Source organism: Pseudomonas sp. MWU12-2029 (assembly GCF_023242425.1).
Classification (GTDB): Bacteria; Pseudomonadota; Gammaproteobacteria; order Pseudomonadales; family Pseudomonadaceae; genus Aquipseudomonas; species Aquipseudomonas kribbensis.
This window is the reverse complement of sequence record NZ_JALJDY010000003.1, coordinates 337,357-350,456: the sequence shown is the minus strand read 5'-3', so window position 1 is coordinate 350,456 and position 13,100 is coordinate 337,357. Positions and strand designations below refer to the sequence as shown.

Below are 13,100 nucleotides of genomic sequence, written 5' to 3'. Positions count from 1 at the left end.
CAACTCATCAATCCGCCAGCTGATCGTTGAACCATTCCAGCATCTGCGCCACCGCCGGACGCTCCAGGCGCACCCGCTCGCAGACCAGCGCGTATTGGCCGAGTGCGGTCATGTTGGAAGTGAACGGTCGCACCAGACGGCCGCTCTGCAGATCTTCCTGCGCCGTGAGGTTGTCGCCCATCGCCACGCCCTGCCCTTGCGCGGCGGCTTCCAGCGCCAGGCCGGCATGGGCGAAATACAACTGGCGCTCCGGGCGCAGGTCGCCGGCATGGCTGGTCAGCCACGCGGTCCAGGTCTTGCCGTCCTGATCGTCGTGCAGCAGGCAATGGCGGGCCAGGTCCTTCGGGGTTTTCAGGTTGCCCTGGTTGAACAGGCCGGGGCTGCACACCGGGAAGAACTGCAACGCGGGCAACGGGCGAACGAAGTACGCGCTGCTGTCCACCGGGCCGGTGCCGTAGGTGATCGCCAGGTCGATGTCTTCGCCGGGCGCCGTGGCGTCGATCGGTTGTTCGTAGAGGTGCAAGGTGATGTGCGGATAACGCGCGTAGAAATCGGTGAGACGGTTCATCAGCCACTTCTGCGCCAGCTCCGCCGTGACCGCCAGCCGCAACACGGCGAGCGAGGACGGATCACGCAACTCGTCGCAGGCATCGCCGATCAGTTCGAAGGCCTGTTGCAGGCTCTGCATCAAGCGCCCGGCGGCGATGGTCGGGCGAATCTGCCGGCCCTCGCGGATGAACAGCGGCACGCCCAGTTGCTCTTCGAGTTGGCGGATCTGATGGCTGACGGCGCTGTCGGTAACACAGAGCTCGGCGGCGGCCCGGCCGAAATGCGCGTGGCGGGCGGCGCACTCGAAGGTTCGCAGGGCGGCCAGGGAAGGTAGTCGACGCATGGGTTTGAGTACCTTTTTTTGCGGACATGCTGACCGGGCTTTTCGTGGGCGTCCAGTTGCACCGCGTAATCGTTTATCGCGAGCAGGCTCGCTCCCACAGTTGGACCGTGTTTCAAGTGTGGGAGCGAGCTTGCTCGCGATAGCGGCGGCACAGACGCGACATCTCTTCTAGGCTGAACCGCATCGACAAAGCCCACCGGAGGCCAATCATGCACCTCGAAGGCTCCTGCCACTGCGGCGCGGTTTCATTCACCCTCGACAGCGCCCACCCCTACCCTTATCAGCGCTGCTACTGCTCGATCTGCCGCAAGACCCAGGGCGGTGGCGGCTATGCGATCAACCTCGGCGGCGACGCGGCCAGCCTCAAGGTGCGCGGGCGCAAGCACATCACGATCTACCACGCGAAGATGAAAGACGATGGCGACAAACGCGCCCATCGCAGCACCGCCGAACGACACTTCTGCTCGCTGTGCGGCAGCGGCCTGTGGCTGTTCAGCCCGGAGTGGCCGGAGCTGATCCACCCGTTCGCCTCGGCCATCGACACACCGTTGCCGGTGCCGCCGGAGTACACCCACCTGATGCTCGGCTCGAAAGCGCCATGGGTCGAAGTGCAGGCGAGCGCGAAGGATCAGCAATTCGAGGTCTATCCCGAAGAATCCATTGCCCAATGGCACGAACGGCTGAAATTGACCCGGTAACCACGTTCACAGTCTTTGACAGTTTCCCGACAAAGCTGCCAAAGATTGCCGGCCGCTGCCCGCCTAGCATGGCGCATCCACATTTCCCTCGGGTGCCCCATGCCGGTTTCGCTGCGTACGTTCTCGCTGTCCCTGACCTCCCTTTGCCTGCTGCTGCCCGGCGACTCGCTGCGTGCCGAAGACTGGCACACCACGCTGCGCGCCGGGGCCGCCAGCGCTCCGCGTTACAGCGGCAGTGATGAACGGGTGGTGGCGCCATTGGTGGGTGTCGAAATCGTCAGCCCCTACGGCGTATTTCTCGACACAAGCCGAGGTCTGGGCTGGGGTTTCGATGAAGAGGATTTCGGCCTCAGCGTCTACATCGGCGCCAGCGATGTGCGCAAGGATCGCAAGACCGGTTACAAAGGCTCGGACGAACTCAACGGCATGGGTTCGATCAAGTCGCGCCCGGTGATCGGGCTCGACGGGACGTATCACCTCGGCCCGCTCATTCTCGGCGCGAGTTTCGAGCATGCGCTGGAAAAAGACGACGATGACCACGACACCGGCTCGTCCTGGAACCGCCTCAAGCTGAGCATCAGCGCGCCGCTCTACGAAGGACGTTTCGGCAAGGTCACCGGCGGCCTCAACAGCCAGTTCGGCGACAGCAACTACATGCGCACCTGGTACGGCGTCAGCGATGCCCAGGCTTCGCGCAGCCAGTTCCGCGCGTACAAGGCCCGGGCCGGGTTGATCAGCCGTGGCGCTGAACTGACGTGGTCATTGCCGCTGGACAAACAATGGAGCGTCTCAACGGTGCTGGCCGTGCAGTACCTGAACCACGAAGCGGCCGACAGCCCGATTGTCGAGCGTCGGCTGCAGACGTCCCTTGCCGGGCAAGTGGTCTACACCTTTTGATCGCTCTCAGAACAGTTCGCTGAACGGAATGAAGCGCAGCGGATCGCCCATTCGCAACGTGCTGTTCTCCGGGATTTCCACCAGCCCGTCAGCCCAGGTCGCGCCGAGCAGTACGCCGGAACTCTGGTTCGGATACAGCGCCGCCTGCCCGCCCTCCAGCCGCACCCGCAGGTACTCGCGGCGGCTGCCGGGTTTCGGCCAGTCGAACCCGGCGTTGACGGTGAGGCTCAGCGGCATCACCTCTTCCACGCCTTGAATGCGCAACAGGTAGGGGCGCGCCAGCAGGCCGAAGGTCACCAGTGCCGAGGTCGGATTGCCCGGCAGACCGATCACCGGCACCATGCCGAAATGCCCGACCGTCAGCGGTTTGCCGGGTTTGATCGCGAGTTTCCACAGCAAGGGTTTGCCGTTGTCGCGCAGCACCTGGCCGAGGCAATCGGCGTCACCGGCAGACACACCGCCGGTGGTCAGAATCAGATCGGCCGCCACCTGCAACTGCTCAAGTTTGAGCCGGGTCTGCGCCGGGCGATCCGGAAGAATCCCGGCGTCGATCACCTCGCAACCCAGCTCGCGCAACCAGTGATCGAGCAAGGTGCGGTTGCTGTTGTAGATGCTGCCGGGACGCAGGGGCTGGCCCGGTTCCACCAGTTCGTCACCGGTCGACAGCAATGCCACACGGGGACGACGGACCGCCGGCAAATGGGTCATGCCCTGCCCCGCCGCCACCGCCAGTTCGAACGGGCCGAGGCGTTTACCGGCGCGCAGCAGCGTGTCGCCGACACGGTTTTCCTGGCCCTGGGCGCGGATGTTCTGGCCGACTTTCAGCGGTTGCAGAAACCGCACGCGACCATCCTCCAGCACCTCGACGTTTTCCTGCATTTCCACGCAATTGGCGCCATTGGGCAACGGCGCACCAGTGAAAATCCGCGCGCAGGTGCCGGGCAGCAAGGCGTCCGGCGCCAGCCCGGCGTAGACCCGTTGCGAGACGCTCAATGGCTGGCGGTGCAGATCGGCGAGGTTCAAGGCGTAACCGTCCATGGCACTGTTCGGCCATGGCGGCAGATCGAGGGTGGCGACCAGATCGCTGGCCAATACTCGACCGCGCGCCTCAGTGAGCGGCACCGGTTCGCTGTCCGGCAAGCGTTGTTCGTTGGCCATCGCCAGCAACTGGTCGAGTGCGTCCTCGACCGGCATCAATCCAGGCTTGCTCATCCCCGTGGCCCGCAGGCTTGCACCGGTTTGAGGTGCGGGACGAAGTTGCACGGGCGGTGACGGTTATCCAGTTGCTCGGCGAGGATGCCTTCCCACGCCGTGCGGCACGCGCCGGTGGAACCCGGCAGGCAGCACACCAGCGTGCCGTTGGACAGCCCCGCCAGTGCGCGGCTTTGGACGGTCGAGGTGCCGATGTCGAGAATCGAGATGGCGCGGAACAGTTCGCCGAAACCGTCGATCTGTTTGTCCAGCAAACACGCCACCGCTTCCGGGGTGCTGTCGCGGCCAGTGAAACCGGTGCCGCCGGTGATCAGCACCACTTGAATGCCGTCGTCGGCAATCCACTGCGCGACCTGAGCGCGGATCTTGTACAGGTCGTCCTTGAGCAGGTTGCGTTCGCTCAACGTGTGGCCAGCCTCCAGCAGACGGCTGACCAACAACTGGCCGGAAGTATCGCTGGCGTAATCGCGGGTATCGCTGACCGTCAGCACGGCAATATTCAAGGGAACAAACAGGGCATCCGCTTTAACACTCATGGCACTCTCCGGCCTTCGCCAATTCAATTGGGCCAGAGCCTAAGTGCCACTTATGAACACTGTCTAATCACTCTAACCAACCACATTATCGACCCGCTCTATCGGCTGTTTTTTATCGGGCGGCGCTCACTGACCCAGCCAATGAAACCGGCCATGATTGAATTCCTCGATAGCCTCTTCAACGCTTCCGATTGGACGTAAAACGCGATCAGTGGGATCGTCGCCACCTGCGCTTTCCGTGCGCCGTACGCATCTGCGTCAATACTCAATCCAAATTTCCCTTCGAGCAGGTGCCATCGTGGACATCAAACAACTCAAGTTCCTGATCGCGCTGGACGAAACCCGCCACTTCGGCCAGGCCGCCGCGCGCTGCCACATCACCCAGCCGACCCTGTCGATGCGCCTGCGCAATCTGGAAGACGAGCTGGATCTGGTGCTGGTCAATCGCGGCCAGCGCTTCGAAGGTTTCACCCAGGCCGGCGAACGCGTACTGGCCTGGGCCCGAACCCTGCTGGCCGCCCACGACGGATTGTTCGCCGAAGCCGCTGCCTGCCGCGGGCAACTGGTCGGCAGCCTGCGCCTGGGGCTGGTGCCGCTGAGCAACTTCAATCCGGTCAATTACATTCAGGGTTTGTCGGGGATATTTCCCGAGCTGAAATACAGCCTGTCGTCCCTGAGTTCGGACGAGATCATCGAGGGTCTGGGCAACAATCAGCTGGACCTGGGCGTGTGTTATCTGGACCACGTCAACCCGAACTATTTCGAGTTCTTCGAGATCGGCGAAACCCGCGTCGGCCTGCTTTACGACACCCGCCACTTCCATTTCGAAGGCCCGGAAATGAGCTGGGAAGACGCCGCCGAACTGCCGCTGGGAATGATCACCACCGGCATGCATTACCGAAAATCCATCGATTTGAGTTTCCGCAGTCGCAGCTTGAATCCGCAGCCGATCATGGAAAGCGATTCGACCTATCAACTGTTGCAGGCGATTCACCAGGGTTTCTGCTGCTCGATCATGCCGCTGGACAGCGGTCTGGAAGAACCGATCGAACACCTGGCCTTCATCAATTTGCCGGACGCCAGCGTGCTCGCACCGTTGGGGCTGGTGATGCGCAAGACCGAACCGCGTTCGGCGATTGCCGAGAAGTGCTTTGCCGAGGCGCGGAAGATGTTCGGGATCGAGGCGCCTGCCGTTTAACGCCTTCAGTGATCGACCAATCCAATCACTGCATCGGAACAAGCGATTGGACGCACTTTTCCCTGCCCCGTAGCCTGAACCCACTTCAGCGCTTCGGGGATTTTCAGGATGCTGTGCCAGGTTGAACCAACCATCGAAACGGGCGATGCCAACGCCCCCGCGCCACAACCGGCGCAAGTGGCTTATCGCGAATACCTCGACGACGCGCCGGTGTCTCACGCGGCGCTGGCAGCAGAGATTGCATTGGCCATCAGCTACAACGGCTTGAACCAGGCGGTGATGATGGTCTCGCCGGGCAACATCGAGGACTTCATTCGCGGCTTCAGCCTGAGCAACGCCATCGTCGACAGCCTCGATGATATTCATGACATCCGCCTGACCCATTTCGACCAGGCCTGTCAGGCCGACGTGCAGATCTCCAGCCGCGCATTCTGGGCCCTGAAAGATCATCGCCGGCAGATGGCGGGCACCAGCGGTTGCGGCCTCTGCGGTGTGGAAGCGCTGGAGCAGGCCCTGCCACAACTGGAGATTCTGACCCCGACACTGTTGCCACCGGCCGCGCATTTCGACGGCATCCGCCAACGCATCGAACAGGCCCAGCAACTGGCCCGCAGCAGCGGCGCCCTGCACGCAGCGTTGTACTTCGACGCCGCTGGCGAAGCGCTGCTGTGCCGCGAAGACATCGGCCGACACAACGCCCTCGACAAGCTGATCGGCGCCCTGCAATTCAAAGGCCTCGATGCACGTCAGGGCTTCGTCGTGGTCACCAGCCGTTGCAGTCTTGAACTGATTCACAAAGCCGTGCGCGCCCGCCTCGGCACCCTTGTCAGCCTGTCCGCGCCCACCGCATTGACCGTGCGTTGGGCGCTCAAACACCGCTTGAACCTGATCCACGTCCCGCACCGCAACGCCCCGCGAATCTACAGCCCGATCCAGGAGCCAACCGCATGAGCAACACCCTCACCCACCTCGACGATCAGGGCCGCGCCAACATGGTCGATGTCAGTGACAAAGCTGCGACCCGCCGTGAAGCCACCGCGCAAGCCTGGGTGCAGATGCGTCCTGAAACCCTGCAAATGATCCAGTCCAACGGCCACCCCAAGGGCGACGTGTTCGCCGTGGCGCGAATCGCCGGGATTCAGGCGGCCAAGCGTACTCACGAGTTGATTCCGCTGTGTCACGCGCTGTTGCTCAGTTCGATCCACGTCGAACTCAAGGCCTGCGAACCGGACCGCGTGCAGATCACCAGCACTTGCCGCCTCACCGGCCAGACCGGCGTCGAGCTCGAAGCCCTGACCGCCGCCAGCGTCGCCGCGCTGACGATCTACGACATGTGCAAAGCGGTGGACCGGGCGATGGTCATCGGCGACATCCGCCTGCTGAGCAAACAGGGCGGCCGCTCCGGGCACTTTCAATGGGAGAACCCGCAATGATTCTGATCAACTACTTCGCCAGCTACCGTGACCGGCTCAATCTTGGGGGTGAAAAGATTCCGGCCAGCAGCGGCCTCGCCTGTGTCGAGGATGTGCGGCAGATGCTGATGGCCCGGGGTGATCTGTGGCGTGAAGTGCTCGGCGCCGGCAACCTGATGTGTGCGGTGAACCAGGAGTTGTGCCAGCCGGATCAGGCGATCAAGGATTTCGACGAGATCGCGTTTTTTCCGCCGGTCACGGGAGGATGAACGATGGGGGTTCGAGTCCAGCGTAAAGGCTTCGATGCCGGTCAGTTGATTGCCGACCTGCATGCGCGCAACCCACGGGTGGGCGCGGTGGTGAATTTCATTGGTTATGTGCGGGATCTGAACGTCGGGCAGTCGGTGACGGAGCTGTTTCTGGAACACTATCCGGGCATGACCGAAAAGGCCTTGGAGCAGATCGCCGAACAGGCCCGCGAGCGCTGGCCGTTGCTGGCGGTGGAGATCGTGCATCGGGTCGGCGCGCTGTCGGTGACCGAGCCGATCGTGTTTGTCGGCGTCAGCAGCAAGCACCGGCATGCGGCGTTCGAGGCCTGCGCGTTCATCATGGATGTGCTGAAGACCCGTGCGCCGTTCTGGAAGCGTGAGACCACGCCTGAGGGTTCGCACTGGGTCGAGGCGCGGGAGAGCGATCAGAATGCGGCGTTTCGCTGGAGTCTGGCGCATGCCTGACAGAGCACTGTCGGCTGCAACAAAAGCCTGATTAGATAGCGGCTCGCACCGATTGGACCGTGGAGCCGCACTTGAGCACAACGCCCCCCGAGGACTTGCCCCGCCCCCAGCCTGTCAGCCTGCGCCAGGCCTGGCCCTTCTGGCTCAAACTCGGCTGCATCGGCTTCGGCGGCCCCGCCGGGCAGATCGCGATCATGCATCAGGAACTGGTGGAGCGCCGGCGCTGGATTTCCGAGCGGCGCTTCCTGCATGCGCTCAACTACTGCATGTTGCTGCCCGGCCCCGAGGCCCAGCAACTGGCTACCTATATCGGCTGGCTGCTGCACCGAACCCGTGGCGGCGTGCTGGCCGGGGCGTTGTTTGTGCTGCCTTCGCTGCTGATCCTGATTGCCCTGTCCTGGGTGTACATCGCATTTGGCGACGTACCGGTGGTGGCCGGGGTGTTTTACGGAATCAAACCGGCGGTGACCGCGATTGTGCTGCACGCGGCCCATCGCATCGGCTCCCGGGCCTTGAAAAATGGCTGGTTGTGGGCAATTGCCGGAGCGGCGTTCGTGGCGATTTTTGCCTTCAACGTGCCATTCCCGCTGATCGTGCTCGGTGCGGCATTGATCGGGTACTTCGGCGGACGCTGGGCGCCGCAGCGGTTCAACAATGGCGGTCATCGCGGCAGCGAAAAGTCCTTCGGCCCGGCGCTGATCGATGACGACACCCCACCACCCGAACATGCGCGGCTCAGCCTGCCGAGGCTGTTGCGTCTGGTACTGATCGGCGCGTTGCTGTGGTGCCTGCCGATGGCGCTGCTGACAGCATTGTTCGGCTGGGACGGCACCTTCACCCAGATGGGCTGGTTCTTCACCAAAGCGGCGCTGCTCACCTTCGGCGGCGCTTACGCGGTGCTGCCCTATGTGTATCAAGGCGCGGTCGGGCATTACGGCTGGCTGACACCGACGCAGATGATCGACGGCCTGGCCCTGGGCGAAACCACGCCGGGGCCGCTGATCATGGTGGTGGCGTTTGTCGGGTTTGTCGGCGCTTACGTGCAACCGACGTTCGGCCCGGAGCACGCGTTTGCCGCCGGTGCGCTGGCCGCGACGCTGGTGACCTGGTTCACCTTCCTGCCTTCGTTCCTGTTCATCCTCGCCGGTGGGCCGCTGGTGGAGTCTACGCACAACGAGCTGAAGTTCACCGCACCGCTGACGGCAATCACGGCGGCGGTGGTCGGGGTGATCCTGAATCTGGCGTGTTTCTTTGCTTACCACGTGTTCTGGCCCAAGGGTTTTGCCGCACAGCCTGACTTTTTTGCGCTGTTGCTCGCCCTCGCCGCTACCCTCGGGTTGTTTGTTTTCAAGCGCGGCGTGATCGAGGTGTTGATCGTTTGCGCCCTCGTCGGGCTGGGGTTTCATATGCTGCGCTGAGCCGGTGGCTTGCCGCCCGCATCGGAATCAGGCGTTTACTTATCCCGGACTTCCCCCTTACTATCCAGCCACACCGGCATGGCGGGACACTCCCGCCGCCGACGTTTTCCGCCAACGGAAACACGCGTCATGAGCACGTCACTACAACAATCAGAATCGTTGAACGTCTCTGCACTGTGCGCCCTCCTTCACAGGGGCCGCGCATGAATCGCATCGTCAATCTCCCCATGGCCCTGAGCCGTTCCAAGCTGCGTCACTCCGCACGCCCGCCGGATATCTGCCTGCCCGTCTGATCGCGCCGCTAAAAATCGCGACAGCTCCCCCTCTTTTTTCGATATCCCTGCCAGGACGCCCGCGCCTTTTGCCGAGCTGCGTCCGGCCCGAATCTGCGCGCCTGTGCGGCGCCATCGTGAGTGATTGATTATGATATTCGCAGCCATTGAAGACGCCCGCCATTTTCTGGATCAGAACCCCGACATCGACATGATCGAGCTGTTCATCCTCGACGCCAACGGCGTGCCCCGCGGCAAGCTGTTGCACCGCGAAGAACTGCTCGCCGTGTACGAAAGCGGCCGCCCGCTGCCGAGCACCATCCTCGGCCTGACCGTGCACGGCGAGGACGTGGAGAACTCCGGTCTGGTGTGGGACGTCGGCGACATCGACTGCCGCGCCTACCCGCTGGAAGGCAGTCTGGTGCGTCTGCCGTGGCGGCAGATTCCGACCGCGGCGGTGCAGGTCAGCATGCACCCGGAACAAGGCATGCCGGCGAGCATTGCCGACCCGCGTCACCTGCTGATCAAGGTCATCGACGCCCTCAAGACCGAGGGTTATCACCCGGTGATGGCCTGCGAGCTGGAGTTCTATCTGCTCGACGCCAAACGCGATCACAACGGTCGCCCGCAACCGGCGCTGGATGCCGACGGCGGTCGACCGAGGCACACCCAGGTCTACGGTTTGCGTGAGCTGGAGCAGATCGAACCGTTCCTCGCCGACCTCTACAGCGCCTGCAAACTGCACGGCATTCCGGCGCGTACTGCGATCTCGGAATACGCGCCGGGCCAGGTGGAAATCACCCTCGAACACGGCGATGCGCTGGAGGCAATGGATCAAGCGGTGCGCTACAAACGGCTGGTCAAAGCCGTGGCGCACAAGCACGGGATGCAGGCGACGTTCATGGCCAAGCCGTTCGATCACCTGGCCGGCACCGGCATGCACATGCACGTCAGCCTCGCCGATGCCGAGGGGCGCAATCTGTTTGCCTCCGAAGACCCGGCCGGCACCCCGCTGCTGCGCACGGCGATTGGCGGGATGCTCGCGTCGTTGCTGGACTCGCTGCTGCTGTTCTGTCCGAACGCCAACTCCTACCGCCGCTTTCAGGCCAACAGCTATGCGCCACTGGCGCCGACCTGGGGCGTCGACAACCGCACCGTCAGCCTGCGCGTGCCCGGCGGCCCGGCCAACACCCGGCACATCGAACACCGCATCTGCGGCGCCGATGCCAACCCGTATCTGGCGGCTGCGGCGATTCTCGCGGGCATTCATCGCGGGATAAAAGAAGACATCGATCCGGGCGAGCCGGTTGAAGGCAACGGTTATGCGCAGGCGAAGGAACTGCTACCGACGGACTGGCTGACCTCGCTCACGGCGCTGGAAAAATCGGTGTGGGCGCGGGATGCGCTGGGACAGGAATTTCTTGGGGTGTATCTGGCAGTGAAGCGTGCGGAATACCGGCAGTTCATGGCCGAAGTGGGTGAGCAGGACTGGCGCTGGTACCTGACCGAAGCCTGATCCTCTTTTCCTCTTTTTGCCTTGGATACCGACATGACTGAACGCAGCAATTCCTACTACACCGCCACCCTCAACCGCGACACCGACTACCCGACCCTGCAAGGCCGGCACAAGGTCGATGTGGTGATCATCGGCGGCGGTTTCACCGGCGTCGCCACTGCAGTGGAACTCGCCGAGAAAGGCCTGAAAGTCGCCATCGTCGAAAGCCACAAGATCGGCTGGGGCGCCACCGGGCGCAATGGCGGACAGGTGACCGGCAGCCTGTCCGGCGATGGTGCGATGCGCAAGCAGATGCGCAACACCTTGGGCGATGAGGTCGACGATTTCATCTGGCACCTGCGCTGGCGCGGCCACGAAATCATCAAACAGCGCGTCGAAAAATACGGGATCGAGTGCGACCTGAAACACGGCCACTTGCACGCGGCCTACAAGCCGAGCCACATGGCCGGTTTGCGCAGCGATTACGACGAAGCCGTGCGTCGCGGCATGGGCGATGAAGTCAGCCTGCTCGACCGCAGCCAGGTGCGCGACCTGCTGCAAAGCGACCTCTATCACGGCGCAATCAAGAACACCCGCAACATGCACCTGCACCCGCTCAACCTGTGCATCGGCGAGGCGCGGGCGGCGGAAAGCCTCGGCGCGCTGATTTTCGAAAACAGCGAAGTACTGGAGATCATTCACGGTGACAGCCCGGGCGTGCGCACGGCCCATGGCCGGATCGACGCCAATCAGGTGCTGCTGGCCGGCGATGTCTATCACAAACTCGAACCGGGCCAGCTCAAGGGCAAGATCTTCCCGGCCATGGGCGGCATCGTCACCACCGAACCGCTGGGGGATCTGGCCCGGCAGATCAACCCCGAAGACCTCGCCGTTTACGACTGCCGCTTCGTCCTCGACTACTACCGCCTCACCGCCGACGGCCGCCTGCTGTTCGGCGGCGGTGCCAACTACAGCGGCAAGGATTCACGGGACATCGCCGGCGAACTACGGCCGTGCATCGAGCAGACCTTCCCGGCGCTCAAAGGGGTGAAGATCGACTACCAGTGGAGCTGCGCGATGGGCATCGTCATCAACCGCATCCCGCAACTGGGCAAGCTCTCGGACAACGTCTGGTATTGCCAGGGCTACTCCGGGCACGGCATCGCCACGACCCACATCATGGGCGAAATCATGAGCCGGGCGATCACCGGGCAGATGCAGCAGTTCGACACGTTTGCCGCGTGCTCGCACATTCGCGTGCCGATGGGGGATCTGCTGGGGAATCCGATGCTGGCGGCGGGCATGTGGTACTACCAGATGCTGGAAAAACTGCGCTGATTGAACGGGCCCCATCGCCAGCAGACTTGCTCCCACACGATCTACTGTGGGAGCCAGCCTGCTGGCGAAGAGGCCTTTAACCTCACCACAAAATCTCAATCCTGCAGCTGTTCAACCTCAATCCCCAACCGCCGATAATCCTCGGCACTGCCCGACGCCAGATGCCGCTCGGTAATCAACGTATGCACCCGGCTGCACGGCGCCACCACAAACGGCTCCACCGCCCCCAGCTTGTCGGCGGTGGTCACGGCAATCACTTGTGCCGCACTGTCGAACAACGCCTGCTTCACCGGCACTTCATCGAAATACAGCGAACTCAACCCCACCTCCGGATGAATCGCACACACCCCGGTGAACAACAGGTCAGCCTTGATGCTTTGCAGCAGTCGCACCGTCTCGTGGCCACTGACCGACATTGTCGCCAGATTCAACTGCCCGCCCGCCAGAATCACCTTGATCCCCTTGTATTCCGCCAGGGTGATCGCCGTCATCGGTGATGTGGTCACGGCTGTGATCGAGATATCCGAGGGCAACGAACGGGCGATCTGCAAGGTGGTGGTGCCGGAATCAAACAGCACGATCTGACCGTCCTTCACTCGCCCCGCTGCGAGCTGCGCAAGGCTGGTTTTCACCTCGTCGGTTTCACTGATCCGCGTGAAGTAATCCTTGCCAGTGTCCTTCGGTCGCGGCAGCGCCCCGCCATGCACCCGCTGCACCAGCCCGGCATTGTCCAGCTCCGCCAGATCGCGACGGATGGTGTCTTCGGACACCGCAAAGTGCTGGCTCAACTCGGACGCCATGACCTTGCCGTCACGTTCGAGGATCAGCAGGATTTTCTGCCGACGCAGGGAGGGAAGCTCGGAAGCGGAATGATCGTGCATGGTTTTGCCTGTTTGTGCTTGTAGTTGCAGGTTTGGCGAGTCTAACCAATGCATCTGCCAAACACAAACCGGCTGATATCAATTGTTTCGATCTTTGAAATCATGAAGCCGAATTTT

14 protein-coding genes are annotated in these 13,100 nt (G+C 62.8%); 10 read left to right on the top strand and 4 right to left on the bottom strand.

Going from position 1 to position 13,100, the window contains the following annotated elements; translation table 11 throughout:
- Positions 1-7: 7 nt before the first annotated feature.
- Positions 8-892: a LysR substrate-binding domain-containing protein gene (locus tag M5B44_RS09425; RefSeq protein WP_248738953.1), complete on the bottom strand. Its 885-nt coding sequence runs from the start codon at positions 890-892 to the stop codon at positions 8-10.
- Between the two features lie 209 nt (positions 893-1,101).
- Between M5B44_RS09425 and M5B44_RS09420 the strand changes: the two genes are divergently transcribed.
- Positions 1,102-1,590, top strand: coding sequence for a GFA family protein (locus tag M5B44_RS09420; protein ID WP_248738952.1), 489 nt, complete (start codon positions 1,102-1,104; stop codon positions 1,588-1,590).
- A gap of 99 nt (positions 1,591-1,689) precedes the next feature.
- A complete protein-coding gene (locus M5B44_RS09415; protein WP_248738951.1) occupies positions 1,690-2,487 on the top strand; it encodes a MipA/OmpV family protein in 798 nt (265 codons plus the stop codon).
- Between the two features lie 6 nt (positions 2,488-2,493).
- Here the strand turns inward: M5B44_RS09415 and glp are convergent, their stop codons facing one another.
- Together glp and moaB are read right to left on the bottom strand one after the other, a co-directional pair.
- Positions 2,494-3,699, bottom strand: a complete 1,206-nt coding sequence (gene glp / locus M5B44_RS09410; RefSeq protein WP_248738950.1) for a gephyrin-like molybdotransferase Glp — start codon at positions 3,697-3,699, stop codon at positions 2,494-2,496.
- Positions 3,696-4,235, bottom strand: a complete 540-nt coding sequence (gene moaB / locus M5B44_RS09405; protein ID WP_085733108.1) for a molybdenum cofactor biosynthesis protein B — start codon at positions 4,233-4,235, stop codon at positions 3,696-3,698. Before moaB ends, glp begins: the two co-directional genes overlap by 4 nt.
- Before the next feature lie 298 nt (positions 4,236-4,533).
- Here moaB and M5B44_RS09400 point away from each other — a divergent pair, with 298 nt between their 5' ends.
- From M5B44_RS09400 to M5B44_RS09365, 8 genes are all read left to right on the top strand, one after another.
- On the top strand, positions 4,534-5,433 hold the full coding sequence (locus M5B44_RS09400; RefSeq protein ID WP_248738949.1) for a LysR family transcriptional regulator: 900 nt from the start codon (positions 4,534-4,536) through the stop codon (positions 5,431-5,433).
- Between the two features lie 108 nt (positions 5,434-5,541).
- Positions 5,542-6,384: a formate dehydrogenase accessory sulfurtransferase FdhD gene (gene fdhD / locus M5B44_RS09395; protein WP_248738948.1), complete on the top strand. Its 843-nt coding sequence runs from the start codon at positions 5,542-5,544 to the stop codon at positions 6,382-6,384.
- Positions 6,381-6,866 (top strand): cyclic pyranopterin monophosphate synthase MoaC, encoded by a 486-nt coding sequence (gene moaC, locus M5B44_RS09390; protein WP_039770876.1) that lies wholly within the window; start codon positions 6,381-6,383, stop codon positions 6,864-6,866. Before fdhD ends, moaC begins: the two co-directional genes overlap by 4 nt.
- Positions 6,863-7,114, top strand: coding sequence for a MoaD/ThiS family protein (locus M5B44_RS09385; protein ID WP_248738947.1), 252 nt, complete (start codon positions 6,863-6,865; stop codon positions 7,112-7,114). Before moaC ends, M5B44_RS09385 begins: the two co-directional genes overlap by 4 nt.
- 3 nt (positions 7,115-7,117) lie before the next feature.
- Positions 7,118-7,579, top strand: a complete 462-nt coding sequence (gene moaE / locus M5B44_RS09380; protein ID WP_102717759.1) for a molybdopterin synthase catalytic subunit MoaE — start codon at positions 7,118-7,120, stop codon at positions 7,577-7,579.
- A gap of 71 nt (positions 7,580-7,650) precedes the next feature.
- Positions 7,651-8,997: a chromate efflux transporter gene (chrA, locus tag M5B44_RS09375; protein WP_248738946.1), complete on the top strand. Its 1,347-nt coding sequence runs from the start codon at positions 7,651-7,653 to the stop codon at positions 8,995-8,997.
- A 423-nt stretch (positions 8,998-9,420) separates the two neighbouring features.
- Positions 9,421-10,785, top strand: a complete 1,365-nt coding sequence (locus M5B44_RS09370; RefSeq protein ID WP_248738945.1) for a glutamine synthetase family protein — start codon at positions 9,421-9,423, stop codon at positions 10,783-10,785.
- A gap of 33 nt (positions 10,786-10,818) precedes the next feature.
- Positions 10,819-12,102: an NAD(P)/FAD-dependent oxidoreductase gene (locus tag M5B44_RS09365; protein WP_114882248.1), complete on the top strand. Its 1,284-nt coding sequence runs from the start codon at positions 10,819-10,821 to the stop codon at positions 12,100-12,102.
- 95 nt (positions 12,103-12,197) lie between these two features.
- On the opposite strand, the gene M5B44_RS09360 is transcribed toward M5B44_RS09365, so the two are convergent.
- Positions 12,198-12,983 (bottom strand): DeoR/GlpR family DNA-binding transcription regulator, encoded by a 786-nt coding sequence (locus tag M5B44_RS09360; RefSeq protein WP_085708644.1) that lies wholly within the window; start codon positions 12,981-12,983, stop codon positions 12,198-12,200.
- Positions 12,984-13,100: the final 117 nt, after the last annotated feature.